Annotated in this window: 20 protein-coding genes and 1 riboswitch; of the genes, 12 read left to right on the top strand and 8 right to left on the bottom strand. The window is 68.9% G+C overall.

The annotated features are described in order from the left end of the window. Positions 1–90: 90 nt before the first annotated feature. Positions 91–519, top strand: a complete 429-nt coding sequence (locus ACFO6Q_RS10685; RefSeq protein WP_380020816.1) for a CBS domain-containing protein — start codon at positions 91–93, stop codon at positions 517–519. 155 nt (positions 520–674) lie between these two features. Here ACFO6Q_RS10685 and maiA read toward each other — a convergent pair whose 3' ends face one another. The 4 genes from maiA to hppD form a co-directional block, all read right to left on the bottom strand. Further along, on the bottom strand, positions 675–1,337 hold the full coding sequence (maiA, locus tag ACFO6Q_RS10690) for a maleylacetoacetate isomerase (protein WP_380020818.1): 663 nt from the start codon (positions 1,335–1,337) through the stop codon (positions 675–677). Between the two features lie 4 nt (positions 1,338–1,341). Then, on the bottom strand, positions 1,342–2,328 hold the full coding sequence (locus ACFO6Q_RS10695; protein ID WP_380020819.1) for a fumarylacetoacetate hydrolase family protein: 987 nt from the start codon (positions 2,326–2,328) through the stop codon (positions 1,342–1,344). A 115-nt stretch (positions 2,329–2,443) separates the two neighbouring features. Continuing rightward, positions 2,444–3,742 carry a homogentisate 1,2-dioxygenase gene (hmgA, locus tag ACFO6Q_RS10700; RefSeq protein ID WP_380020821.1) on the bottom strand — a complete coding sequence of 433 codons (1,299 nt, stop codon included), beginning with the start codon at positions 3,740–3,742 and terminating at the stop codon, positions 2,444–2,446. Positions 3,743–3,900: 158 nt separating this feature from the next. Then, a complete protein-coding gene (hppD, locus tag ACFO6Q_RS10705; protein ID WP_380020823.1) occupies positions 3,901–4,986 on the bottom strand; it encodes a 4-hydroxyphenylpyruvate dioxygenase in 1,086 nt (361 codons plus the stop codon). 161 nt (positions 4,987–5,147) lie between these two features. Here hppD and ACFO6Q_RS10710 point away from each other — a divergent pair, with 161 nt between their 5' ends. After that, positions 5,148–5,588, top strand: a complete 441-nt coding sequence (locus tag ACFO6Q_RS10710) for a MarR family winged helix-turn-helix transcriptional regulator (protein WP_380020825.1) — start codon at positions 5,148–5,150, stop codon at positions 5,586–5,588. 75 nt (positions 5,589–5,663) lie between these two features. Here the strand turns inward: ACFO6Q_RS10710 and ACFO6Q_RS10715 are convergent, their stop codons facing one another. Together ACFO6Q_RS10715 and ACFO6Q_RS10720 are read right to left on the bottom strand one after the other, a co-directional pair. Continuing rightward, complete coding sequence (locus ACFO6Q_RS10715; RefSeq protein ID WP_380020826.1) at positions 5,664–7,163, bottom strand: peptide MFS transporter; 1,500 nt, start codon at positions 7,161–7,163, stop codon at positions 5,664–5,666. 333 nt (positions 7,164–7,496) lie between these two features. After that, positions 7,497–8,351: a tryptophan 2,3-dioxygenase gene (locus ACFO6Q_RS10720; RefSeq protein WP_380020827.1), complete on the bottom strand. Its 855-nt coding sequence runs from the start codon at positions 8,349–8,351 to the stop codon at positions 7,497–7,499. A 211-nt stretch (positions 8,352–8,562) separates the two neighbouring features. Here ACFO6Q_RS10720 and pdhA point away from each other — a divergent pair, with 211 nt between their 5' ends. From pdhA to ACFO6Q_RS10745, 5 genes are all read left to right on the top strand, one after another. Next, positions 8,563–9,642, top strand: coding sequence for a pyruvate dehydrogenase (acetyl-transferring) E1 component subunit alpha (gene pdhA / locus ACFO6Q_RS10725; protein WP_380020829.1), 1,080 nt, complete (start codon positions 8,563–8,565; stop codon positions 9,640–9,642). A 79-nt stretch (positions 9,643–9,721) separates the two neighbouring features. Beyond that, positions 9,722–10,702: an alpha-ketoacid dehydrogenase subunit beta gene (locus ACFO6Q_RS10730; RefSeq protein WP_380020831.1), complete on the top strand. Its 981-nt coding sequence runs from the start codon at positions 9,722–9,724 to the stop codon at positions 10,700–10,702. 14 nt (positions 10,703–10,716) lie between these two features. After that, positions 10,717–11,073 carry a DUF1304 domain-containing protein gene (locus tag ACFO6Q_RS10735; protein WP_380020834.1) on the top strand — a complete coding sequence of 119 codons (357 nt, stop codon included), beginning with the start codon at positions 10,717–10,719 and terminating at the stop codon, positions 11,071–11,073. Between the two features lie 31 nt (positions 11,074–11,104). Continuing rightward, positions 11,105–12,526, top strand: coding sequence for a dihydrolipoamide acetyltransferase family protein (locus tag ACFO6Q_RS10740; RefSeq protein ID WP_380020837.1), 1,422 nt, complete (start codon positions 11,105–11,107; stop codon positions 12,524–12,526). A 125-nt stretch (positions 12,527–12,651) separates the two neighbouring features. After that, entirely contained in the window at positions 12,652–13,041 is a 390-nt protein-coding gene (locus ACFO6Q_RS10745) for a VOC family protein (protein ID WP_380020839.1), read from the top strand. Between the two features lie 96 nt (positions 13,042–13,137). On the opposite strand, the gene ACFO6Q_RS10750 is transcribed toward ACFO6Q_RS10745, so the two are convergent. Further along, entirely contained in the window at positions 13,138–15,834 is a 2,697-nt protein-coding gene (locus tag ACFO6Q_RS10750) for a BACON domain-containing protein (RefSeq protein ID WP_380020842.1), read from the bottom strand. A gap of 212 nt (positions 15,835–16,046) precedes the next feature. On the opposite strand from ACFO6Q_RS10750, the gene metK reads away from it, so the two are divergent. The 3 genes from metK (at position 16,047) to ACFO6Q_RS10765 (ending at position 21,524) form a co-directional block, all read left to right on the top strand. After that, a complete protein-coding gene (gene metK / locus ACFO6Q_RS10755; RefSeq protein WP_291190845.1) occupies positions 16,047–17,246 on the top strand; it encodes a methionine adenosyltransferase in 1,200 nt (399 codons plus the stop codon). Positions 17,247–17,447: 201 nt separating this feature from the next. Next, positions 17,448–18,497, top strand: coding sequence for a hypothetical protein (locus ACFO6Q_RS10760; protein ID WP_380020845.1), 1,050 nt, complete (start codon positions 17,448–17,450; stop codon positions 18,495–18,497). Between the two features lie 81 nt (positions 18,498–18,578). Continuing rightward, entirely contained in the window at positions 18,579–21,524 is a 2,946-nt protein-coding gene (locus ACFO6Q_RS10765; RefSeq protein ID WP_380020848.1) for a fibronectin type III domain-containing protein, read from the top strand. A 93-nt stretch (positions 21,525–21,617) separates the two neighbouring features. On the opposite strand, the gene ACFO6Q_RS10770 is transcribed toward ACFO6Q_RS10765, so the two are convergent. Then, complete coding sequence (locus ACFO6Q_RS10770) at positions 21,618–23,090, bottom strand: TolB family protein (protein WP_380020852.1); 1,473 nt, start codon at positions 23,088–23,090, stop codon at positions 21,618–21,620. 181 nt (positions 23,091–23,271) lie between these two features. Here ACFO6Q_RS10770 and ACFO6Q_RS10775 point away from each other — a divergent pair, with 181 nt between their 5' ends. Together ACFO6Q_RS10775 and ahcY are read left to right on the top strand one after the other, a co-directional pair. Beyond that, positions 23,272–24,507: a hypothetical protein gene (locus ACFO6Q_RS10775; protein ID WP_380020854.1), complete on the top strand. Its 1,236-nt coding sequence runs from the start codon at positions 23,272–23,274 to the stop codon at positions 24,505–24,507. Positions 24,508–24,654: 147 nt separating this feature from the next. Next, a riboswitch (S-adenosyl-L-homocysteine riboswitch) is annotated at positions 24,655–24,731 on the top strand. Positions 24,732–24,771: 40 nt separating this feature from the next. Continuing rightward, complete coding sequence (gene ahcY / locus ACFO6Q_RS10780) at positions 24,772–26,202, top strand: adenosylhomocysteinase (protein WP_380020856.1); 1,431 nt, start codon at positions 24,772–24,774, stop codon at positions 26,200–26,202. Positions 26,203–26,233: the final 31 nt, after the last annotated feature.

Consider the following 26,233-nt stretch of genomic DNA (forward strand, 5'->3'; position numbering starts at 1 on the left):
GTCGCGTGTTGCGCGGCGGCGAGCCTGGCACGCGCGGCGGCGCTACACTGCCTCCGGCGGCGAACGCGCCGCGCTCCGCCGGAGGAAAGCATGCTGCAGGTCAAGCATCTACTCGCGGAAAAGGGCAGCGAGGTCTACTCGGTCGGCCCGGACGAGCCCGTCCTCAACGCGATCCGCACGATGGCCGACCGCTACATCGGCGCCCTGCTCGTCATGCGCGGCGACGAACTGGTCGGCATCGTTTCCGAACGCGACTACGCGCGCAAGGTGATCCTCAAGGGCCGCCACTCGGACGACACGCCGGTCAGCGACATCATGTCGCCGAACGTGCTGACGGTCGGACCGGAAGACACCATCGACACCTGCATGCGCCTGTGCACCGACCGCCGCGTGCGCCACCTGCCGGTGGTCGACCACCGCAAGGTCGTCGGCGTGGTCTCGATCGGCGACCTGGTCAAGGCACTGATCAGCGAGCAGAGCACGCAGATCGAACAGCTGCAGCGCTACATCGCGGGCTGAAGTCAGCGCGGGCTGAAGTCGGCGCGCGCAGAATCCGAGCAAGACACGCTGCCGTCATGCCCGCGAACGCGGGCATCCATCGAGTGCAGCCGGTGGATTCGCGCTTCCGCGGGAATGACGACGTTTCCCGGGCCGGTTCTCTTTCAACGCGCCGCTTACGCCGCGTCCGGCTGGTTCTCCGGCCGCGCCGCCTCGAACGCCGGCAGCGACAGGCAATGCTCGTTGACGCGCCGGATCGTCGGGAACGGCGTGAGGTCGAGGCCGAAGCGGTTCGCGTTGTAGACCTGCGGAATCAGGCAGGCGTCGGCCAGGGTCGGTTCGTCGCCGTGGCAGCACAGGCCGGTCGCCGGATCGGACGCGAGCAGTGCCTCGAACGCGCGGAAGCCTTCCGCCATCCAGTGCCGCATCCACGCCTCGCGCGCCGGCGGCGTCGCGTCGAACTCGCGCTCGAGGTACTGCATCACGCGCAGGTTGTTGAGCGGATGCACGTCGCACGTGACCAGCAGGGCGAGCGAGCGTACGCGCGCGCGCGCCAGCGGCTGCGTCGGAAGCAGCTTCGCGCCGCCCGCCTCGCCGGCCTCGTCCAGATACTGGAGTATCGCCAGCGACTGCCGGATCACCTCCGCGCCGTGCACCAGTACCGGCACGGCGTCCATCGGGTTCAGCGCATGGTGCTCGGCGCCGTGCTGCTCGCCGCCGTTGCGCACCAGATGCACCGGCTTCTGCGCGTAGCACACGCCCTTCAGGTTCAGGCCGATGCGCACGCGATAGCAGGCGCTGGAGCGCCAGTAATCGTACAGGACGAATCCGGCCGCCATCGCCTCAGACCGCCTGCTTCGTCACGACCTGCTCGATCGCGCCGAACAGGCTCTTGCCGGCGGCATCGGTGATCTCGATGCGCACCGTGTCGCCGAACTTCAGGAACGGCGTCGACGGCTTGCCGTCGCGCAGGGTTTCCACCGTGCGCTGCTCGGCCAGGCACGAGGCGCCCTTGGAAGTGTCCTCGTTGGCGATCGTGCCGGAGCCGACGAGGGTGCCGGCCGACAGCGGCCGCGTCTTCGCCGCGTGCGCGACGAGCTGGGCGAAGTCGAACTGCATGTCGACGCCGCACTCGGCTTCGCCGAACCACTGGCCGTTGATCCAGGTGCGCATCGGCAGGTGCAGCTTGTTCGCGCGCCAGGCATCGTCGAGCTCGTCCGGCGTGACGAACACCGGCGACAGCGCCGAGCGCGGCTTGGACTGCAGGAAGCCGAAGCCCTTGGCCAGTTCGGCCGGGATCAGGTTGCGCAGCGATACGTCGTTGACCAGCCCGATCAGCTGGATGTGCGCAGCGGCATCCGCGGCGGAAACGCCCATCGGCACGTCGTCGGTGACGACGACGACTTCGGCTTCGAGGTCGATGCCCCAGTCCTCGCTGGCGGCGAGGATCGGATCGCGCGGACCGTAGAAGCCGGCGCTGGTCGCCTGGTACATCAGCGGATCGACGTAGAAGCTCTCCGGCACCTCGGCGCCGCGCGCGCGGCGCACGCGCTCGACGTGCGGCAGGTAGGCGCTGCCGTCGACGAATTCGTAGGCGCGCGGCAGCGGCGCGGCGAGCGCGACCGGGTCCAGCGCGAACGCGCCGTCGGCCTTGCCTTCGTTCAGGGCCTCGGCGAGCGTGTTCAGCCGAGGCGCCGCGTTCGACCAGTCTTCCAGCGCGCGCTGCAGCGTCGGCGCGATCGCGCCCGCGCGCACGGCACGCGAGAGATCGCGGCTGACGACGATCAGCGTGCCGTCGCGGCCGCCTTCCTTGAGACTGCCAAGCTTCATGGTCCGACTCCGTTTTCGAAGGTGTCGCGGGCGGGTCCAGCCGACGCTGCCACCGCCCGCGGGGCAATTGTCGTCGATGTCGCGGTCCGCGGCTGCCGGTGTGCTCCGGGGAGCGTCAGGTCGCGGAGAAATTCTTGCGCAATCCCTGCCAGCAGGCCTGGTACTCGCGCTGGCGATGGGCCGCGTCGATCGCCTGCGCGGTCGGGCGGATCACCGCGCGCGACTCGAACATGAAGGCCATCGTGTCCCGGATGTAGTCCGGCTTGGACGTGTCCGCCGCGCTGGCCTTCTCGAACGTCGCTGCGTCAGGGCCGTGGCCGGTGAAGCTGTTGTGCAGCGAGCAGCCGCCGGGCGCGAAGCCTTCCGCCTTCGCGTCGTAGGCGCCGTGGATCAGACCCATGAATTCGCTGGCGACGTTGCGGTGAAACCACGGCGGGCGGAACGTGTCCTGCATCGCCAGGATGCGCGGCGGAAAGATCACGAAGTCCATGTTGCTGACGCCCTCGTGCTCGCCGGGCGAATGCAGCACGAGGAAGATCGACGGATCGGGATGGTCGTAGCTGATAGAGCCGATCGTGTTGTGGCGGCGCAGGTCGTACTTGTACGGCGCGTAGTTGCCGTGCCAGCCGACCACGTCGATCGGCGAGTGGTCGATCGGCGCGCGCCACAGGTGGCCCTGGAATTTCGCGATCAGCTCGAAATCGCCCTCGGCGTCCTCGTACGCGGCGTGCGGGGCGAGGAAGTCGCGCGGATTGGCCAGGCCGTTGCTGCCGATCGGCCCAAGGTCGGGCAGCTTCATCATCGCACCGAAGTTCTCGCACACGTAGCCGCGCGAAGGACCGTCCGGCAGCGCGACGCGGAAGCGCACGCCGCGCGGGATCAGCGCGATCTCGTGCGGGACGACGTCGAGCACGCCCAGTTCGGTCTCGATGTGCAGGCCGCCCTGCTGCGGCACGATCAGCAGTTCGCCGTCGGCGTCGTAGAACCAGCGGCCGTGCATGTCGCGATCGGCGGCATACAGGTGCACGCCGATGCCGGTCTGCGCCTGCGGCGATCCGTTGCCGGCCATCGTGAACAGGCCCTCGACGAAATCGGTCGGCTGCTGCGGCAGCGGCAGCGGGCTCCAGCGCAGCTGGTCCGGCGTGACCGGACCGTCGCCGAAGTCGTTGTGGAAATACGATTGCGCGAACGGCACGAAGGTGCCGTGCATCGCCGCCGGGCGGATGCGGTAGAGCCAGCTGCGCCGGTTCTCGTGGCGCGGCGCGGTGAACGCCGTTCCGGACAGCTGCTCGGCGTACAGCCCGTGCGCGACGCGCTGCGGCGAGTTGCGTCCGACCGGCACGGTGCCGGCGATCGCCTCGCTGACGAATTCGTTGCCGAAACCGGATTGGTAGCCGTTGCTGACGATCGACATCGTAAGGTCTTCCTGCCGGCGTCATTCCCGTGAGCGGGAATCCATGGCGCTTCGTCGCTGCCTTGAAATGGATGCCCGCGTTCGCGGGCATGACGCCGAAACAATGCGGTGGAAGGAACGAAGGATGCTGCGGTTGAAGCCTGCGTCGAGAGCGGCGCCTACAGCACGCCGCGCTTCATCTGGTCGCGTTCGATGCTCTCGAACAGCGCCTGGAAATTGCCTTCGCCGAAGCCCTCGTTGCCCTTGCGCTGGATGATCTCGAAGAAGATCGGCCCGAACGCGTTCTGCGTGAAGATCTGCAGCAGCTTGCGCTGCTTGGTCTCGCGGTCGGCGTCGATCAGGATCTTGTTCCTGGCCAGGCGCGGCACGTCCTCGCCGTGGTCGGGCACGCGCACATCGATGACTTCGAAGTACGTGTCCGGCGTGTCGAGGAACTCGATGTTGTGCGCGCGCATCGCTTCGACCGTGTCGTAGATGTTGTCGGTGAACAGCGCGATGTGCTGGATACCCTCGCCCTTGTAGGCGTCGAGGTATTCGTTGATCTGCGATTTCGGATCGCTCGATTCGTTGAGCGGAATGCGCACGATGCCGTCCGGCGCCGTCATCGCCTTCGAGACCAGGCCGGTCTTGGCGCCCTTGATGTCGAAGTAGCGGATCTCGCGGAAATTGAACAGCTTCTCGTAGTAGTCCGACCACTTCTGCATGTTGCCGAAGTAGAGGTTGTGGGTCAGGTGGTCGATGAAGGTCAGGCCGAACCCGGCCGGGTTGCGCTCCGCACCTTCCACCGGCACGTAATCGGCGTAGACGTCGTCGCGGGCGCGGTCGATCAGGTACAGCATGCAGTCGCCGATGCCCTTGATCACCGGCGCATCGACCGCGCGCGTGTCCGCCTTGTCGACGATCTTCTCGCCGCCGTTGGCGAGCACCGTGTCGAGCACCTGGCTCACCGGTTTCCTGAAGCCGATCGCGAAGCCGCAGGCGCTCGGGCCGTGGGCGCGGGCGAAATCCGCGGCGAAGGAATCCGGATCCTCGTTGAGCAGGAAGTTCACCCCGCCCTGGCGGTACACCGTGATCGGGCGCGACTTGTGGCGCAGCACGGCGGAAAAGCCCATGCGGCGGAAGTAGTCGTGCATGAACTCGCCCTGGCCTTCGGGCGCGGCGAATTCGACGAACTCGAAACCGTCGATACCCATCGGGTTCTCGAACGTGGTGACCTGCATGCCGAGGTTGGGCTGAGTGTTCATTCCAATGGCTCCAAGGCTCCCGCCTGCTCCGCGACGGAGCGGCGGTTAGTTGAAAAGTGCGGACAAGGATGGCCGCTCTTGCTCTTGCAAACACGGACGTTTGCATAAGTAACGCGATAAGATTAGTTTCATATGAAACTACAAGCAAGACGCAGCGCCGCATGACCGACCACGAACCGCTCGAACTCGAACGCTTCCTGCCCTATCGCCTGTCGATCCTGTCCAACCGGGTCAGCCAGGCGATCGCGCGCGAGTACCAGCAGCGTTTCGACCTGACCATGACGGAATGGCGCGTGATCGCGGTGCTGGCGCGCTTCGACGGCGCCGGGCTGTCCGCGCGCGAGGTCGCCGAGCGGACCGAGATGGACAAGGTGGCGGTCAGCCGGGCGCTGGCGCGGCTGGTCGCGGCCAAACGCGTCGTGCGGCGCACGCACGACGGCGACAAGCGCCGTTCGGTGCTGCTGCTGTCGGCCAAGGGCTGGAAGATCCACGACGTCGTCGCGCCGCTGGCGCGCGAGCACGAGCGCGAACTGCTCGGACGCCTCGACGCCGACGAGCGCCGCATGCTGCAGCGCGTGCTGGACAAGCTGGCGCCGGTGTGAAAAGGCCGGGAGTCGGGAATCGTAAAAAGCCGGCCTGCTCTCCGATTCCCTATTCTCGATTCTCCATTCCCGGCTTCACCGCACCCCGTGCATCAGCCGGTTGATCAGCGGGCCGACCAGGAACAGCAGCACGCCGGCGCCAACCAGGGCCCAGAAGCCGAACGTGTAGCCGCCGAGCGCGGACTCCACCGTCATGCCGCCCTCGCCGCTGACGTGGCCGGCGAAGATGCCCGACAGGTTGTTGCCGATGCCGGTCGACAGGAACCAGCCGCCCATGCCGAAGCCGACCAGGCGCAGCGGGGCCAGCTTGGTCACCATCGACAGGCCGATCGGCGACAGGCACAGCTCGCCCACCGACTGGATCACGTAGACCATGAACAGGGTCCAGAACGGGATCTTGCCGGCGTCGCTGACCAGGCTCGACAACGCGAACATCAGCAGCAGGAAGGCCAGGCCGTTGAAGATCAGGCCGAGGCCGAACTTGCGCGGGATCGACGGCTCGACGTTGCGCTTGCCCATCCACACCCAGATCACCGCGATGATCGGCGCCAGCGCGATGATCGCCAGCGAGTTGACCGACTGGAACCAGGCGTTGGGGAAGGTCCAGTCGCCGAACTCGCGGTTGACGATCTTGTCGGCGAGGAAGGTGAACGAGCTGCCGGCCTGCTCGAAGAACATCCAGAACAGCACGTTGAACGCGAAGATGATCAGCATCGCGATCGTCTTGTCGCGCTGCACGGCGCCCTCGCGCACGCCCTCGACCAGCAGCAGCGCGCACAGCCCGACGAACATGATGCCGAGGACCCAGGCCAGCGTGCCGGCGCCCATCGCGAGCAGGCCGTACATGACCGGGATCGCGGCGAGCACGCCGACCAGCACGTACAGCACGCGTGCCCGCGACGCGCCGCCTTCCGGCGGGCGGCCGATGCCTTCGAGCTGGGCGCGGCCGAACCAGAACCAGAGCAGGCTGATCAGCATGCCGACGCCGGAGGCGATGAACACCATCTTGTAGGCCGGCATTACCGAGGTGCCGAAGATCTGTTCGGCGAGGATGCCGGTGAGGATCGGCGACAGGAAGCCGCCGAGGTTGATGCCCATGTAGAAGATCGTGAAGCCGGCGTCGCGGCGGCCGTCACCGACACCGTAGAGCTTGCCGACCATCGTGGAGATGTTCGGCTTGAACAGGCCGTTGCCGCAGATGATGGTGGCAAGGCCCAGTTCGAAGATGTGCGACTCCGGCCAGGCAATCAAGAACAGGCCGGCCGACATGACGACGGCGCCGAGCAGGATCGAGCGCTGGTAGCCCAGCACGCGGTCGGCGATGTAGCCGCCGAAGATCGCGCTGGCGTAGACCAGGGCGAGATATGCGCCGTAGGTGCGGTTCGCCGGCGCCTCGCCGCTCGGATCGCCGCCGTGGAACTGCGCCACGATGTACAGGACCAGGGCCCAGCGGATGCCGTAGAACGCGAAGCGCTCCCAGAACTCCGTCATGAACAGCATCCACAGCGGGCTCGGATGGCCCATTCTCTGCGGGAAATTCGGCGGCGCGGCGGCGTCGGTGGCGGTCGTGGACATGGGTTTCCTGTGAATCGAAAGTGAACAAACCGGTCACGTGTAACCGCTCGCGGCAGCAACGTCAAACCGCAGCGCAATATCGGAGCGTGGAGCCGGGCGCCGGGGGATTGCGTTGCGACTCGGTCAGGACCGGCGCGCCGGTGGCGGTAGCCGCATCGCCGTCACCACCGCTGGACCCTCGTCATCCCCGCGCGAGCGGGGATCCACCTTGATGCTTCTCGCCTTCGATGCAGGGCAGGATGGATTCCCGCAATCGCGGGAATGACGAGGACGACAGGGACGACCTGCCTCCCGTCGCTGAGAAACCCGCGCGCAAACGAACGTTCGACCCGCTCAGTTGCCGATTTCGGTGCGCACGTCGATCAGTTCCGGGAAGAAGGTCAGGTCCAGCGCCTTCTTCAGGAAGGAGACGCCCGACGAGCCGCCGGTACCGCGGCGGTGGCCGATGATGCGCTCGACCGTCTTCATGTGGCGGAAACGCCAGAGCTGGAAACTCTCCTCGATATCGACCAGCTGCTCGCACAAGTGATACTCGGGCCAGAACTCGCCGGCGTTCTCGTAGATGCGCTTGAACACCGGCACCAGCTCGGGCACGCGCACGTGCGGCTGGGTGACGTCGCGTTCGAGGCAGGCGGCCGGGATCGCGTGCCCGCGGCGCGCGAGGTAGCGCAGGAATTCGTCGTACAGGCTCGGCGCCTCCAGATCGGCGCGCAGCTGCGCCTGCGCGGCGGGATCGTAGTCGAACACCTTCAGCATGCCGGCGTTCTTGTTGCCGAGCAGGAACTCGATGCGCCGGTACTGCAGCGACTGGAAGCCCGAGGACGGCCCGAGGACCGGCCGGAACTGCATGTATTCGGTCGGCGTCAGGGTCTCCAGCACCGCCCACTGCTCGAACAGCTGGCGCTGCACCTGCTTCACGCGGGCGAGGATCTTCAGCGTGGCGTCGACGTCGTCGTCGCGCAGGCGCGCGATGGCCGCGCGCAGTTCGTGCACGAGCAGCTTCATCCACAGCTCGGCGACCTGGTGCTGGACGATGAACAGCATCTCGTCGTGCAGCGGCGGATCGCTGAGCGGCTTCTGCGCCGACAGCAGGGTGTCCAGCTGCAGGTAGCCGCCGTAGGTCGTGCGTTCGCGCAGATCGGTTTCGATCCCGCTCTCCAGCGGACGCAGGTTGTTCGGTTCGTTCATCGTGGGGCCGGCGAAGGGAAGCTTGCAGTGTACCGCGCACAGCCCCATGCCATGTTGCGTCGGGCCTTGCGGAGCACGCCGCGACTTGGCTACCGTTCCGGCCCCGCCAGCCGAACGGCAGAGCGCTCGCCGCTGCTCGCCTCGAACGCCAGCCGCTCGGCCACCACATCGTGTTGATACGCGCCTCGCGCGCCGCTGTCCTGGAGGCTCCTTGTCCACCGCCGCCACCTTCGAAATCGAATTCCTGCAGTACCTCGACGCCGACGGCAAGCTCGTCCGCGACGACCTGCCCGCGATCGCCCGCGACATCCGCCAGCTCGTGGAGCTGTACAAGCTGATGCTGTTCACGCGCACCTTCGACGCCAAGGCCGTCGCCCTGCAGCGCACCGGCAAGCTCGGCACCTACGCCTCCTGCCTCGGCCACGAAGCCGCGCACGTCGCGATCGGCAGCGCGATGCAGGAGGACGACGTGTTCGCGCCGATGTACCGCGAGTACGGCGCGCAGTTCTACCGCGGCGTGAAGCCGCGCGAGGTGCTGCTGTACTGGGGCGGCGACGAGCGCGGCAACGACTTCTCCGGCCCCGCGCACGACTTCGCCTGGTGCGTGCCGATCGCCACGCAGTGCCTGCACGCCGCCGGCGCCGCGCTCGCGTTCAAGACGCGCAAGGAACCGCGCGTCGCCGTCGCCGTGGTCGGCGACGGCGGCTCGTCGAAAGGCGACTTCTACGGCGCGATCAACGTCGCCGGCGCGATGGCGCTGCCGCTGGTCGCCGTCATCGTCAACAACCAGTGGGCGATCTCGGTGCCGCGCTCGGCGCAGACCGGCGCGAAGACGCTGGCGCAGAAGGGCATCGCGGCAGGCCTGGAGTGCCTGCAGGTCGACGGCAACGACCTCATCGCCATGCGCGCCGCGATGGACTACGCGGTCAAGCGTGCGCGCCACGGCCACGGCGGCATGGTCATCGAGGCGGTCACCTACCGCCTGTCCGATCACACCACCGCCGACGATGCGCGCCGCTACCGTCCCGAAGCCGAGGTCAAGGAGGCCTGGGACCGCGAGCCGATGCGCCGCATCAAGAACTACCTGATGTCGCTGAACGCCTGGACCGAGCAGGAAGAAGAGGAATGGAAGGCCGAGTGCGCGGCGAAGGTCGACGCCGAGGTCAACGCCTACCTCGAGACGAAGTCGCAGCCGGTCGAGGCGATGTTCGACTACACCTATGCCGAGGTGCCCGCGGATCTCGCCGCGCAGCGGCGGCAGGTACTCGGCGGCGACGCCGCTTCCCATTGATCCGTCGCCCCGGCGCAGGCCGGGGCGCGACGACCGCTGCCGGCCCGGCGCGGAACGACGAGGCGAACAGAGATCATCCATGGCACAAATCACCCTTATCGAAGCCGTCACCCAGGCGCTCGCCCACGAGATGCGCGTCGACCCGAGCGTCGTCGTGCTCGGCGAGGACGTCGGCGTCAACGGCGGCGTGTTCCGCGCGACGCAGGGACTGCAGGAGAAGTTCGGCGCGGCGCGCGTGATCGACACGCCGCTGGACGAAGCCACCATCGCCGGGCTCACGGTCGGGCTCGCCGCGCAAGGCATGAAGCCGATCGCCGAGGCGCAGTTCGAGGGCTTCATCTATCCGATGATGGAGCACATCGCCTGCCACGCGGCGCGCATGCGCACGCGCACGCGCGGCCGCCTGACCTGTCCGGCCGTATTCCGCGCGCCATGGGGCGGCGGCATCCGCGCGCCGGAACACCACTCCGAGGCGAACGAGGCGCTGTTCACCAACATCCCCGGCCTGCGCGTGGTGCTGCCGTCGTCGCCGGGCCGCGCCTACGGGCTGCTGCTCGCCGCGATCCGCGATCCGGACCCGGTCATGTTCTTCGAGCCCAAGCGCATCTACCGCCAGTACAAGGAAGAAGTGCCCGACGACGGCGAGGCGCTGCCGCTGGACGTGTGCTTCGTGCTGCGCGACGGCAGCGACGTGACCCTGGTCACCTGGGGCGCGCAGGTCAAGGAAGCCCTGGAAGCCGCCGACGCGCTGGCCGAACAGGGCATCAGCGCCGAGGTCATCGACGTCGCCACGCTGACGCCGCTCGACTTCGACACGATCCACGAATCGGTGAAGAAGACCGGCCGCTGCGTGATCGTGCACGAGGCGCCGCGCACGGCCGGCTTCGGCGCCGAGATCGCCGCGCGGCTGGCGGACGAGGCGATGTACGACCTGCTCGCGCCGGTCGAGCGCGTGACCGGCTACGACACGCACATCCCGCTGTACCGCCTCGAGATGAAGTACCTGCCGAGCGTCGAGCGCATCGTCGCGGCGGCCACGCGCACGCTGGCGGCGAGCTGAGCCGGAGTTTGCCGATGAACACGATCGCGAACGTCCTCGTCGGCCTGGTCGCCTTGCTGCACGTGTACTTCCTCGTGCTCGAGATGTTCCTGTGGACCACGCCGTACGGGCGGCGCGTGTTCTCGCTGACGCCGGAGTTCGCGCAGGCGTCCAGGGCGCTCGCCGCGAACCAGGGCCTGTACAACGGCTTCCTCGCCGCCGGCCTGGTCTGGGGCCTCGCCGAGGGCGGCGCGGGATTCCACATCAAGATCTTCTTTCTGGCTTGCGTGATCGTCGCCGGCGCGTACGGCGCCTGGACGGTCAGCCGCAAGATCTTCTACGTGCAGGCGCTGCCGGCGATCGCCGCGCTGGCGCTGCTGCATTTCCACTGACGGCGCCGCGCGCCGCACTAGGACGAATGCCATGGCCGACATCAAGACCTTTCATCTTCCCGACCTCGGCGAAGGCCTGCCCGACGCGACCATCGTCGAGTGGCTGGTCGCCGAGGGCGCGACCGTCCGGCTGGACGAGCCGCTGGTGTCGATGGAGACCGCCAAGGCCGTCGTCGAGGTGCCGTCGCCGTACTCGGGCAAGCTGGTCAAGCTGCACGGCGGCGCCGGCGACGTGATCGCCACCGGCGCCGCGCTGGCCGAGTTCGAGCTCGATCCGAACCTGCCGCAGCGCTCGGAGGCCGAGTCGACCGGCCACCATCATGCGCCGCCGCCGAAGGCGGCGCCGGAACCCGCCAAGGGCGCCGGCGCGCAGGCGCCGGACCGCCAGGGCGTGGTCGCCTCTGACGAGGGCGGCGAGATCGCCGCCGGCGGATCGGCCGAGCGCGCCGACGAAGGCACCGTGGTCGGCGCGATGGAATCCAGCGGCCGCGTGCACGCCGAGCAGGCGGCCAGCATCGGCGGCGTCAAGGCCGTGCCGGCGGTGCGCGCGCTGGCGAAGAAGCTCGGCGTCGATCTCGCCCGCGTGCGCCCCAGCGGCGCCGACGGCGTGGTCACGCTGAAGGACGTCAAGGACGCCGCCGCGGCCGGCACCGCGAAACTCGGCGCGCCCCCCGCCGCCCCGGCGCGCAGCGAAGTCGCGGCAGCGCCCGCCCCGGCTGCGGCACCCGCGGCCGCGCCGCGGCGCGACGCCGAACGCACCACCCTGTCCGCGGCCGGCAAGCCGATGCGCACCACGCCGCCGGGCGTGGCTGCGAGCGGCCAGCCGGAGCAGCTCAAGGGCGTGCGCCGCAACATGGCGCGCGTGATGGCCGCGGCGCACGCGCAGGTCGTGCCGACCACGCTCTGCGACGACGCCGACATCCACGCCTGGCTGCCCGGCAGCGACGTCACCGTGCGCCTGATCCGCTCACTGGTGCGCGCCTGCAAGACGGTGCCGGCGCTGAACGCCTGGTTCGACGGCGAGAACCTGACGCGCACCCTGCATCCCCACGTCGACATCGGCATCGCGGTCGACACCGACGACGGCCTGTTCGTGCCGGCGCTGCGCAATGCCGACGTGCTCGACGCGGCCGGCCTGCGCGCGGCGGTGAACCGGCTGCGCACGCAGGTCGAGGAACGCTCGATCCCGGCCGACGAACTCAAGGGCTACACGATCTCGCTGTCGAACTTCGGCGTGTTCGCCGGTCGCTATGCGACGCCGGTGGTGGTGCCGCCGTGCGTGGCGATCGTCGCGGCCGGCAAGGGCCGCCACCAGATGACGCCGGTGATGGGCGGCTTCGAATCGCATCGGGTGATCCCGATCTCGGTGACCTTCGACCACCGCGCCGCGACCGGCGGCGAGGCGGCGCGCTTCCTCAAGGCGATGCTCGACGATCTCGCGCTGGCGACCTGACCACCAGGCCCCGCGTCCGGTGCGAAGTCGCGTTGCGCGAACTTCAGCCGCCGCGGGGTAGATTGCCCTTCTCGTCGCGCCGCCGGCGTGACCTGTCCCACCGGTTCCGGGCGCAGGAGATCCCCATGGCGCATCACAGCCGCTTGTGCAATCTCGTCATCGACTGCCCGGTCGAGGATCTCGGCCCGGCCGCGGAATTCTGGAGCCGCGCCCTCGGCAAGCCGATCGCCAGCGTCGACCAGGACGGTGACGGCAAGTACGCCGAACTCGCCACCGCGGCCGACGAGCCGCAGATCCTGCTGCAGAAGGTCGATCACGCCGCGCGCGTGCACCTGGACATCGAGACCGACGACCTCGAAGCCGAGGCGCGGCGCCTGGAAGCCCTCGGCGCGAAGCGCATCGAGTTCGTGCACGGGCGCTGGTGGGTCATGCAGGCGCCGACCGGCCACCGCTTCTGCATCGTGCGCCGGCAACGCGAACAGTTCGGCCCGCATCTGAACGAATGGCCGGACTGACGCACGCCGCCGCCGCTGCATCTTCGATCCGGGCGATCGCCCCCCCAAAAAAAAGAAGGGCCTCTTGCGAGGCCCTTCCGCTTTCCATCCGTCCGCTCAGCGCGCGCGCTTGAGCAGGAGCGGTCCCGGTCGGGAGGACGGCGCGGCCGAAGCCGGCGTCGCCTCGCAGTCGAGCGTCATGTCATCGATGATCGCGCTGGCGTTCTCGGCGTTGGCGGCCGGCGAGGACCAGTCCAGACGCACCGCGTGCGACTGGCCGTCGAGGTACGAGGCCGGGATCTCGAACGAGTTCACGCTGTACGCCGCCTCGCCGCTGGCCGGGGTCACGGTGGACACGTCGGCGCCGTCGATGCTGATCGTCAGGGACGCCTGCGGATCGCCGGCGATCTGGTTGATCATCCACCAGTTCAGGAAGCGCGGCTGGCCGCTCGGGAACACCACGTCCTGGCTGATCATGGCGGAGTTCTCCTCCGTGTAGCCGCCGAACCAGACGAACCAGTCACCCGTGCGCGCGACGATCGTGGCGCCGGTGTCGCAGGTGGCGTCGCACAGCGGCGAACCGGCGATGCTCTCGTCGACCGTCCACGGCGGAGTCGGGGTCGTTTCACCGCCGGTCTCCTCGAAGCTCGTGTCGGCGAACAGCTGGGTCGGCTCGCAGGCGCCGGTGTCCGAACCGTCGAAACCGTCCTGGAAGATCGTGTCGTCCGGACCTTCCACCGTGAAGGTGACCGGCACCGCGACCACCGCAGTGGCGGGGTCGTTGCTGTGCACGCACACGTTCGTGGTGTGCTCGCCGGCGGTCAGGGTCGCCGCGTCGAGCGTGATCGCGATCTCCGCCTCGGCAGCACCCGTGGCCACGGTGCCGCTGGTCGGCGCGGCGGTCAGCCACGCGGTGGTCGACGGCGTGGTGCAGGCCGCGTCGTCGGAAGTGTCGACGTTCCAGGTCAGGTCGGCGCTGCCGGTGTTGCCGACCGTAAGCGAGACGCTGGTGCTGGCGCCGACTTCGGCGCTGCCCGACAGCTCGGTCGGATCGACGCTGACCACCGGATTGTCACCGGCGCTCGGCACCGTGACCGCGTAGGTGCAGCCGGTGTTGCCGCTCTGGTTGCCGGAGTTGTACGCCACGCCGATCGCGTCGATCTGCGCCTGCGGATAGCCCAGCGTCGCGGCGGCGTCGATGACGGCCTGCGCCGCATCCTTCTGGTTGGTGTTGGAGCCGGTCATCGACACGCCCTCGAAATAGGCCTTGTCGAAGATCTTGCCGCCGTTGGCCGCATCCAGCGCCTGGACGTTCTTGCGCGCCTCGAGGTTGCAGGAGGACCAGTACTGGCCGGGCGTGTGCGGCGCCGGGGAACCCAGATTGCCCGGATAGGTGTGGTTCAACTGCCAGTTGAGTACGCGCCCGCTCCAGAACGGATTGTGGCCGTCCCAGCTGAAGACCCAGTTGTAGGCGGTGTCGGCCGGGGTCCACTGGTTCTGGAAATCCCGGCTGTACGCACCGGCGACGTAGTCGCCGAAACCTTCCGACAGGCCTTGCGTCTGCGACAGGTTGCCGCCGGTGATCCAGTCGTGGATGCCGTGGCCGAGCTCGTGGATGATCACGTCGGCGTCCTGCGCGTCGTCGACGCCGCCCTGGCCGAACGAGAGGTCCTCGCCGGACGGCGAGTAGCGCGAATTGTCCGCGCCGCTCTGTCCGTGCGGATCGACCTTCACGCCGCCCGCGTGGTTGAGCGGCGCCGCGTCGACGCCGAGCGTCTCGTTGACGTACTTGAGGTAGGTGCTGATGTGGTAATAGGTCATCACCGCATCGAAGGTCATCGCGCTGCGCGTCACCGAGAAATCGGTGCTCGGCTGCGACGGGCACGCTGCGTCGGCGGGCGATTCGATGTTGGCGCACACCATGTATGGGCCGGACAGCTGGTAGTTGGAGCCGTTCTGCGTGATGCCTTCCAGGGTGACGTCGACCAGCGCGTCGGTCAGCTGCTGCGTGTCGGCGTTGTTGCCGTCGACGTAGCCGGTCTGGCCGTAGGTCGCGCGCGCGTGCGACAGCGGATCGGGACTGTGCACCTTGCCGGTGCCGTCGGCGTACACCGCGACGTCACGCGCGAGCAGGATCTCGCCGGAGTTCGCGTCGACGAGCACTTCCCAGTCGCCGGTGAACTGGTCCTTGCCGATCGCATTGACGCGCCAGACCACGTGGTTGGCGCCGTCGGCGGCGACGAAGACCATCTGCCGGGTCTTCTGCAGGCGCAGCTCGCCCAGGCCCAGGTACTGGCGGGCGATGCCGACTGCGTCGGTGGCGCTCTTGCTGACCGTCCGCGAGGTCTTCGCCGGGTCGAGGCCGCGCACGCTGGAATTGGCCACGTGGACGATCTGGCCGTTCGGCTTGACGCTGACGGCGATGTCGCTGCCGTACACCGGCAGGCCGTCCTGCATCTGCGTGAAGCGCACCACGGAGAAATGCCGTCCCTCACGCAACGTCGTGCGCGTCAGGGTGGCGGATTCGGCGCTGGCCAGGCCCAGCTGGGCGTGGCGGCTGGCGAGGAACTCGCGCGCCATGGCTTCGGGCGTGCCCACGCGCGCGACGTAGTCGGCGCGGTACAGCGAAATCGGCACGCCGGCGGCGGAATAGCGGCCGTCGGGACGGTCGACGCCGGCTTCCGGCGCCTGCACGCCGCGCGTCAGCGCGGCGCTGGCCAGCGGTGCCTCGCCGAGGGCGGAGGCCTGAGATGCGAAACCCAATGCGGAAACGATGGCGCAGGGCAGCAAGCCCGCGCGGATCCAACTTGACATGATGCTTCCCCAAACGTTGTTGATGGACAGGACTGATGTCTTGCTGAACTGTCCGGCCATGCTCCGAATGGCCGGCAGGCGCTCGATAGCAGGTGGAAACCTCGGCGCGCCCCCGAGCATATCGCAAGATTCGGCAACACTATTCGCAATGGGAGTCGTGTATGATGCGCGACCTTTCATCCATCCATCCGTATTGAAGGATATTTGCCGCGATGAGCAACTACCTCTTCACCTCCGAATCGGTGTCCGAAGGCCATCCGGACAAGGTCGCCGACCAGATTTCCGACGCCGTGCTGGACGCGATCCTCGCGCAGGACAAGCGCGCCCGCGTCGCCTGCGAAACGATGGTCAAGACCGGTGTCGCGATCGTCGCCGGCGAGATCACCACCAGCGCCTGGATCGACCTCGAGGCGCTGACGCGCAAGGTCATCCTCGACATCGGCTACAACAGCTCCGAAGTCGGCTTCGACGGCGCCACCTGCGGCGTGCTGAACCTGATCGGCAAGCAGTCGCCGGACATCAACCAGGGCGTGGACCGCAAGAACCCGGAAGAACAGGGCGCCGGTGACCAGGGCCTGATGTTCGGCTACGCCACCAACGAGACCGACAGCTTCATGCCGGCCGCGATCCACCTGTCGCATCGCCTCGTCGAGCAGCAGGCCAAGGTGCGCAAGAAGAAGAACTCGCCGCTGCCGTGGCTGCGCCCGGACGCCAAGAGCCAGGTCACGCTGCGCTACGAGGACGGCAAGGCGACCGCGATCGACGCCGTGGTGCTGTCGACCCAGCATGATCCTTCGGTCAAGCAGAAGGATCTGGTCGAGGCCGTGCGCGAGTACATCCTGAAGCCCGTGCTGCCGTCGAAGTGGCTGCACAAGGGCACCAAGTACCACATCAATCCGACCGGCAAGTTCGTCATCGGCGGCCCGGTCGGCGACTGCGGCCTGACCGGCCGCAAGATCATCGTCGACACCTACGGCGGCTGGGCCCGCCACGGCGGCGGCGCGTTCTCGGGCAAGGATCCGTCCAAGGTCGACCGCTCGGCCGCCTACGCGGCGCGCTACGTCGCCAAGAACATCGTCGCCGCCGGCATCGCCGACCGCTGCGAGGTGCAGGTGTCCTACGCGATCGGCGTGGCGCACCCGACCTCGATCTCGGTGACCACCTTCGGCACCGGCAAGATCGACGACAGCAAGATCGAGAAGCTGATCCGCAACCACTTCGACCTGCGCCCGTACGGCATCATCAAGATGCTCGACCTGGTGCACCCGATGTACCAGGCGACCGCCAGCTACGGCCACTTCGGCCGTGCGCCGGTGCAGGTCAAGCACGCCAACGGCGACAGCTTCACCGCGTTCTCGTGGGAGAAGACCGACAAGGCCGCTGAACTGCGCAAGGCGGCGGGCCTGAAGTAGGACACCGCCGGCCGTCGCGACAGCGACGGCCGGGCGAAGCAGTACGGACAGGCCGCTTCGAGCGGCCTGTTCGCTTTCCGCTCCCGGCAGCGATCCACCGTTGCGCTGCTTCGCCGCGCACCGCTCCTTCCATCGACGCATCGCGCATCCTTCGACAGTGGCCGCTAGACTCCGCCCACCTACCGAACGAGGATCGACTCGATGACGTTTCACCCGCCTCGTCTCCACTGCGCGCTGCGTCGACTGGCCCCGCTGCTGCTCCTCGCTTTCGGCCTCGGCGGCACGACCTCGATGGCCAAACCGGTGCCGCCGCCGCTGGAGCTGCTGTACGACGGCGACAACCGCCTGGTCGCCGGTTCGGTGGTCGAGACCAATCCTTCCGGACGGGTGGTGTTCGAGCGCAAGGACGTGCTCGACGGCAAGCCGCGGCCGCCGGAGAAGATCGACGTGCGCGTGCCGCTGGCGGTGCTGGGTACCGTCAGGACCGGCGAGCGCTACGTCTTCGGCTACGCCACCGGCCAGAAGGATCCGCGCGACCCGCTGCGCCGGATCGCCAATCCGGACGGCGCGCAGCTGATCGTCAGCATCGGCCTCGATCCGGCCCTGTTCCGCGACACGCCCGAGGTGCGCGCAATCCTCTCCGCCGCCCGCACCGAGCGCGGACGCGAATCGCGCCGCCTGTTCGATCTGCTGATGAAGGCACTGGCCGGCCGCGATCGCGCGCTGCAGAACCTCGCCGCCGGGCAGATCGCGCTCGATGCCGAGCTGGGCGAGCGCCTGCGCGAACACGGCCGCGAGACGGTCGAGCGCGCCGCGCGCAGCGCGGACACTTCGCCGGCAGTGCGCGCCTCGCTGCTGCGCTCGGCCGCGCTGCGCCCGCGCGATCTCGGCGACTGGTGGCAGTCTATTTCCCTGGACGTAGTGACAAATACGCCTGTAGACGGATACGCTACATCGCCCTCGGACCCGTCCGATCTGGTTCTGACGGCGCTCGAACTGCTCGACCAACACGCGGCCAAGGTTCCGCCCGATGCGCTCAAGCGCTGGGTGTGGAGCCCCAATCCGGCGCTGGCGGAGCGGGCGAGCCTGATGTTGAGGCGGCAGTCCGCGGCTCTGGAGCGATCGACGATTCAACAGGCCCTGGCCGACCCGGCGCTGCCGGCGGCCACGCGCACTTTCCTCGAAGGGCATCTGCGCCGGCTGGACCGGCTCGACGCCCGCACGAAGACGCGCAAGGACGGAGCCGGCTGATCCCCGATCCCGGTGGCAATCGGCCACCCATGGGCGCTGGCGCCGCTGAGTCGCCTGAGTCTTTCGCCTAGGGGTCCGATCATGCACACGTTCCGTTTCGTTCCGGCCGCGCTCGCCGCGGCCTTCCTGCTGACGGCGGGGGCGCCGGCGCACGCCGGGGGCACCCGTCCGGCCAATCCGCGCAATCCCGATGCCGGGCCCGAGGTGATGCACGCCGCCCGGCACGACGTCTCCGCGCCGCTGCGCGACATCCTGCGCAACAACCCGCCGCTGAGCGAACCCAAGGGCACCGAATCGGAGCCGTACGAGATTCCGAACATCCTGCTCAAGCTCAGCGGAGCGGCGGACAAGACCGCCGCCGCGCCGGGACGCCGGATCGTGCAGAACGCGCCGACCGGCACGCCGGGGCCGACCGTCGACAACAGCTTCGAGGCGATCAGCATGACCGGCTCGGGCTGCGGCTGCCTGCCGCCCGACACCAACGGCGACGTCAGCGACCAGCACTACATCCAGTGGGTCAACGGCGCCTGGCAGGCCTTCGACAAGGTCACCGGCACCGCCGCGACGGAGACGCCGACGCCGGTGCAGGGCAATTCGTTCTGGGTCGGTTTCGGCGGCAAGTGCGAGACGACCAATTCCGGCGACCCGATCGCGCTGTGGGACCCGCAGGCGCAGCGCTGGGTCATGAGCCAGTTCGTCACCAGCTCGCCGTTCGCGCAGTGCGTGGCGGTGTCGACCGGCTCCGATCCGTTCGGCACCTACGACCGCTACGAGTTCAACTGGCCGCTGTTCGGCGACTACCCGAAGATGGGCATCTGGACCGACGAGAGCACGGGCCAGAACGCCTACCTGCTGACCACGCACGAGTTCAACGGCGCGAGCCAGTTCCAGGGCGCCGCGCTGATCGCGATGAACCGCGAGCAGATGCTCGCCGGCGCGGCGAGCGCCGACGTGGTCCGCTTCGCCGGCTTCGACGCCTACGGCGTGGAACCGATCAACCTGGTCGGCGCGCTGGCGGCGCCGGCGAACGCGTGTCCGTCGTTCGTGCATTTCGATCCGGACACCAGCGAATACCTGTTCTGGGACATGTGCCTGGACTGGGCCACGCCGGCCAACACGACCGTCTCCAACACGCCCACGCGCGTGCAGGGCGCACCGTTCGTGCCGTTCTACGCCGACGTGCCGCAGCAGGGCACCACCGCCGCGCTCGACTCGTTCGGCACGCACATCATGTACCGCGCCAACGCACGCGCCTTCGCCGCCGGTGCGCCGACGCGCATCTCGCTGGTGGTCAACCACGTCGTCACCGGCGACGCCGAACAGGGCGGCATCAACTGGGTGCACTTCAACCTCGACGACGGCGACGCGAACCCGCCGACGCCGACCGCGCTGGACAAGACCATCGTCGACCAGGGCACCTACGCCCCCGACGCGGAGACGCGCTGGATGGGCGGCATCGCCATCGACGGCAGCGGCAACATCGGCCTGGGCTACTCCAAGTCGAGCGCGTCGTCGCGGCCGCAACTGGAAGTCACCGGCCGCGCGATCGACGATCCGCCCGGCGTCCTGCGCGACGAGGCCAACTGCACCGAAGGCGTCGCCAACGGCTCGCAGACCAGCAGCAGTGGGCGCTGGGGCGACTACGCCTCGATGAGCGTCGACCCGGTCGACCAGTGCACGTTCTACTTCACCAGCGAGTACTACGCGACCACGGCCAGCGGCAGCTGGCGCACGCGCGTGTGCTCGTTCAAGTTCGACGGCTGCGGTGATCCGAACTACGCGCTGGTCGCCGAATCGCCGCGGCGCATCGAGATGTGCGCCGCGACGGCGACGCAGGATCCGGCGTATTCGCTGCGCATCGGCGTGCTGAACGGCTTCGCCGGACCGGTGGACCTCGCCGCGAGCGGCCTGCCGGTCGGCGCCACCGCGCAGTTCACACCCAATCCGGTGACGGCGCCGGGCACCACCGAACTGACCGTCGGCGGCGGCACCGCCCTGCCCTCCGGCGAGTACGCCTTCAGCGTCGCGGCGACCAGCGGCAGCCTGTCGCGCGACATCGCGCTCGAGCTGGGCGTGTCGGCCGACGCGCCGGATGCGGTGCAGCTGGTCACGCCGGCCGACACCGCCGAGGGCGTCAAGGTCCGCCCGCTGCTGAGCTGGGGCGGCGCCAGCGGTGACCGCATCTTCGGCGACGGCTTCGACGGTGTCGCGTTGCCGCCGATCGTCACCACGCCCGACGCGCTGAGCTACACCGTCGAGGTCGCCACCGATTCCGCCTTCACCGACATCGTCGCCAGCGCGACCGTGCCGACCACCTCGTGGGCGGTCGATCCGCCGCTGGAATCGTCGACCGCGTACTACTGGCGCGTCACTCCGCACAACTACTGCGGCAACGGCCCGGTCTCGATGACGTACGCCTTCACCACCGGCGTGCCCGGCCAGTGCCCGGCCGGCACGACCGCGACGACGGTGTTCGAGGACGACTTTCAGAACGGCGTCAACGGCTGGGTCGCCGGCGGCACCGGCGGAACGGCCTGGACGCAGGGCGCGGCCCCGGCCGGCACCGGCATGACCGGCACGGTGTGGAAGGTGCCGGACAACACGGTCAGCAGCGATCGCACGCTGACCACGCCCGCCATCACGATCCCGAGCGGCGCGGCGTCGGTGTTCGTGTCCTACGACGCCTACCACAAGTCCGAGCAGGATCCGCCCGCCGGCTGCTGGGACAGCTCGTCGCTGGAAGCCAGCACCGACGGTGCTACCTTCGCCTATCTCGACGGCAGCTACCTGTTCACCGATCCGTACAACGGCATCTCCTCGCCGGGCGCGCCGCTGTCCGGCCGCAAGGCGTGGTGCTTCGTCGGTCCGGCCGGCGCTTCCGCGCCGACACGCTCGGTGGTGGATCTGGACAGCTTCGCCGGATCGAGCCTGACCCTGCGCTTCCGCATGGTCAGCGACTCGAACACGGCGGCGGCGGCGCCGAACGGCCTGGCGATCGACAACTTCAAGGTCGAAGCCTGCCAGTAAGCGGCACCTTGCATGCAACGAAGAACGGGCCGCGCAAGCGGCCCGTTTTCGTTTCGCCGATGCGCGGACGCGAGGTCCGCGGCGCGCCGCGAATCAGTCGCGCGCCGCGCCGCCGGGACGCGACCCCGGCACGATCGAGGCGGGCTGGAAGTGACCGGGCTGCCGCCGCAATGCCGGCGCGGGATCGAAACCGTCGGCGAAGATCGTCTCCGTGAGGACCGATTCCTCGACCAGGAGGAAGACGTCTCTCGCGTCATTGTGATCGTCCGCGACGATGTCGCTCGCAGTCGACTCCCACGCCATCGACAGGCCGGACGCATTCACCCCGAGCGTGTCGCCAGAGGCATCGTTGCCGGGCTGGCCGGCGGCGTTCACGCTGAGGACTTCGGGCGCGCCGGCGCCGGGAACGAACAGGAGGACCTGCGGAAACCGGCCCGCCCCGCTCCAGTTGTACAGGCAGCTGAGCAGCACGCTGCCGATGTCGGAAACGGCGGTAAGGCCGCAGCTGTCGTAGTCGTCGGCCGGGATCGCACTCGCGCGTGGAATCGGAAGGATCGTGCCGGCCTGGCGGTCGCGCAGGTAGACGCCGCTGTTGCCGGCGCTGTCGGCGCCGTTGGCATAGCCCAGTCCGCCGTAGCCGCGGCTCTGGAAGGTGACGAAGCGGCCGTTGGGCGAGATCGCCGGACGGTACGCGAATGCGCTCGATCCGTTGGGAGCCGACGCGCTGCGGCTGATCAGCTCGATCGTGTTCGACTGCAGGTCGCGCAGATAGATCTGCCCGCCGCTCGCCCCCGGCACCATCGCGGGGCTGCAGGACATGACGAGGTAGCGGCCGCTGCCCGACAGCGCATCGGACACGAGCCCGCAGGCGCCGCTGCCGGTCGGGCTCCGGACCGAGTCGTCCGTCTTCGCCGAGGTGCCGTCGCCGCTGCCGGCGGGGCTGCCGTCGGACCGGACCGAGGCCATTTCCACCGCACCGGTCAGCATGTCCTTGACGAAGACCTGCGTGCCGCTTCCGGACGGGACCAGGTTCGGCGCCCCGGTATCGAACGCGACGTAGCGGCCATCCGCCGAGATCGACACGGCGTTGTCGTTGGTGCCGTTGCTGGCCGGCTCGCCGGCGGCGGTCGCGCTGGCCACCTCCAGTGCGCCGGTCTGGCGATCCTTGCGCAGCACCTGCCAGCTCGGGCCATACGAACTGCCGTAGGTCAGGAACGCGACGTAGCGGCCATCGCCCGATACCACCGGTGCTTCGCCGCGGAAAACGGTGCCCGTGGGGCTGGCGGAAACGATGTCGATCACGCCGGTGTCGAGATCGACGGCGACGGCCCGGTCGCCGTGGTAGTCGGCCCCCAGCGACGACCAGTTGGTCGCGCTGCTGGAGAACACCACCGTCCTGCCGTCGGCGGATACGTCCACATCGTTGGAGTCGCCATTGGGCTCGACGCCGGCGGCGGGTACCAGACGGCCGTACAGGAAGTCGGCCTGCGCGGCGCCGGGCAGGCCCAGCGCGGCGGACAAGGCCAGGGAAAGGACGATCGGGCGGGAGAGGAAGGCGGACGGCATGACGAGGCTCCGGATGGGTTCGGCAGCCTTCTACGCAGTTCCGCGCCGATTCCCCGAATCGCCGCCCGCCTGCACGCGGTTTGCCGATCCTGCGCGCTTTGCGCGCCCGCGCAACCGGCTGATAGGTTCGGTTCCGGCGCCGCGTACTGGAAGGAGCATCCCACCCTGCCACGGAGTGTTCATGCCGGCCCCGCTCGTTCGTGCAAGTGCCTTCCTGCTCGCCGCCCTCATCGCGCCGTGCCTGCACGCGCAGAGCGCCGATGCCGATCCCGATCTCGGCCTGCTGCGCGACGACGGCGGCGCGCAGCTGGTCTCCGGCCAGGTGCGCGCGCTGGCCATGCAGGGCACGCGCAGGATCCTCGTCGGCGGCGACTTCGTGCGCAGCGCCGACGGCACTGCGCACACCAGCCTGCTGCGTCTCGACGCGGACGGCACGCTCGATGCGGATTTCCACGTCGAGCTCGCGTCCGCCGGGCTCGTCCAGGTCAACGCGATCGCCGTCGCCGACGGCTTCATCTACGTCGGCGGGCGCTTCCAGAGCGTCAACGGCGAAGCCCGCGCCAACCTCGCCAAGCTGAGCGCGGACGGCGAGCTGGTGCCGGACTGGAGCCCGGCGCTCGACGGCCCGACCGACACCGTGCACGCGATCGCCGTCGGCCCCGACGCGGTCTACGTCGGCGGCGACTTCACCGCGCAGGACCTGTGGGGCCTGGCCCGCATCGACCGCGCGAGCGGCGCGATCGACCCTGCCTGGCGCGCGCAGACGCAGGCCTTCGTCACGCCGACGCCGAGCGCCGGCGGCCGCGGCAACGTGCGCAGCCTGCTGCACACCGGCACCGACCTCGTCGTCGGCGGCTACTTCCGCCAGATCGCGGGGCAAGCCCACGCCAGCGTCGCACGCCTGTCGCTGACGGCGCCGGCCACGCCGGCGGCGGGCTTCCATTCCCCGATCAACGGCGGCGAGCGCTACGTCTACGCGCTGGCGCTGAGCCGCGACCGCGACACGCTGTACGCCGGCGGCGATTTCTTCGCCGGCGCGCAGCAGCATCTGCTGCGTCTGGATGCGCAGCTGGGCAACGCCGATCCGGACTGGAAGCCGCAGCCCAGCGCGCAGGTCCGCGCGCTGGTCCTGCTCGGCGAATGGCTCTACGCCGGCGGCAGCTTCGGCGGCGCCCAGCCGCAGGCCTACGCCAATCTCATGCGCGTCGCGTCCGGCGGCACGGGTGCGCGCGACACCGGCTGGCTGCCCAGTCCCGACGCCCGCGTCGGCGCGCTGCACGAGGACGGCGTGCGCAAGCGGCTGTATCTCGGCGGCGAGTTCGTGCGGGTCGGCACGAGTTCGCGCAACGGCCTCGCGCGCATCGGCCAGGTCGTCGATCCCGACGTGATCTTCTACGACGGCATCGACATCGAGTAACCGCCGGCCACCGGCCGCCGCCCGGAAAGCCCCAATCCGGCGGCGGCCGGTCGGCCGGCGTCCCTTCGCGCCGCGTGCAGGCGGACGCACCGTGCGCGACCGGTAAATCTCTTTATCCGGAACAAGCGATATAATCCCGGCCAGCCTTCCGCCGAGGGGCGCTGCAGCGGGTTCCCCGCGACGCTCGGCGGACATGCATCCCATTGCAAGGGCGCCCGGTGGGCCTGCGACACGCACGCCGCCACTCGATCCGGAGACCACCCGATGAACGCCGTCGTCAAGAATCCCCCTGCGCACGATTACAAGGTGCGCGATCTCGCCCTGGCCGACTGGGGCCGCAAGGAAATCGACATCGCCGAAGCCGAAATGCCGGGCCTGATGTCGATCCGCAAGAAGTACGCCGCCGCGCAGCCCCTGAAGGGCGTGCGCGTGACCGGTTCGCTGCACATGACGATCCAGACCGCCGTGCTGATCGAGACGCTGAAGGACCTCGGCGCCGACGTGCGCTGGGCCTCGTGCAACATCTTCTCGACCCAGGACCACGCCGCCGCCGCGATCGCCGCCTCCGGCACGCCGGTGTTCGCGTGGAAGGGCGAGACGCTGGAGGAATACTGGGACTGCACGCTGGACGCGCTGTCGTTCCCGGCCGGCAAGGGTCCGCAGCTGGTCGTCGACGACGGCGGCGACGTGACCTTGCTGATCCACAAGGGCTACGAGCTGGAGAAGGGCGACGAGAGCTGGGTCAACAGCGCCTCGGGCAGCCACGAGGAGCAGGTCATCAAGAACCTGCTCAAGCGCGTCGCCAAGGAGCGTCCGGGCTTCTGGACCGGCGTGGTCAAGGAGTGGAAGGGCGTCTCCGAGGAGACCACCACCGGCGTGCACCGCCTCTACCAGCTCGCCGAGGCGGGCAAGCTGCTGGTGCCGGCGATCAACGTCAACGACTCGGTCACCAAGAGCAAGTTCGACAACCTCTACGGCTGCCGCGAATCGCTGGCCGACGGCCTCAAGCGCGCGATGGACGTGATGCTGGCCGGCAAGGTCGCGGTCGTGTGCGGCTACGGCGACGTCGGCAAGGGCTCGGCGCACTCCCTGCGCGCGTACGGCGCGCGCGTGGTCGTCACCGAGATCGACCCGATCAACGCGCTGCAGGCGGCGATGGAAGGCTTCGAGGTCAACACGGTCGAGTCCACGCTCGGCCGCGGCGACATCTATGTCACCACCACCGGCAACAAGGACGTGCTCACCCTCGCGCACATGCAGGCCATGAAGGACCAGGCGATCGTCTGCAACATCGGCCACTTCGACAACGAGATCCAGGTCGACGCGCTGAACGCGTCCGGCGCGACGCGGCTCAACATCAAGCCGCAGGTCGACAAGTACACCTTCAAGGACGGCCGCGCGATCTTCCTGCTCGCCGAAGGCCGCCTGGTCAACCTCGGCTGCGCCACCGGCCATCCGAGCTTCGTCATGTCCAATTCGTTCTCGAACCAGACGCTGGCGCAGATCGATCTGTGGGCGAACAAGGACGCCTACGAGCCGAAGGTGTACATCCTGCCGAAGAAGCTCGACGAGGAAGTCGCGCGCCTGCATCTGGAGAAGATCGGCGTGAAGCTGACCACGCTGACCGCCGAGCAGGCCGCCTACCTCGGCGTGGCGGTGGAAGGCCCGTACAAGCCGGATCACTACCGCTACTGATCGGCCGCATCGTTCTACGCGATACGAGCAA

This window comes from Dokdonella ginsengisoli (assembly GCF_042652785.1).
Classification (GTDB): Bacteria; Pseudomonadota; Gammaproteobacteria; order Xanthomonadales; family Rhodanobacteraceae; genus Dokdonella_A; species Dokdonella_A ginsengisoli.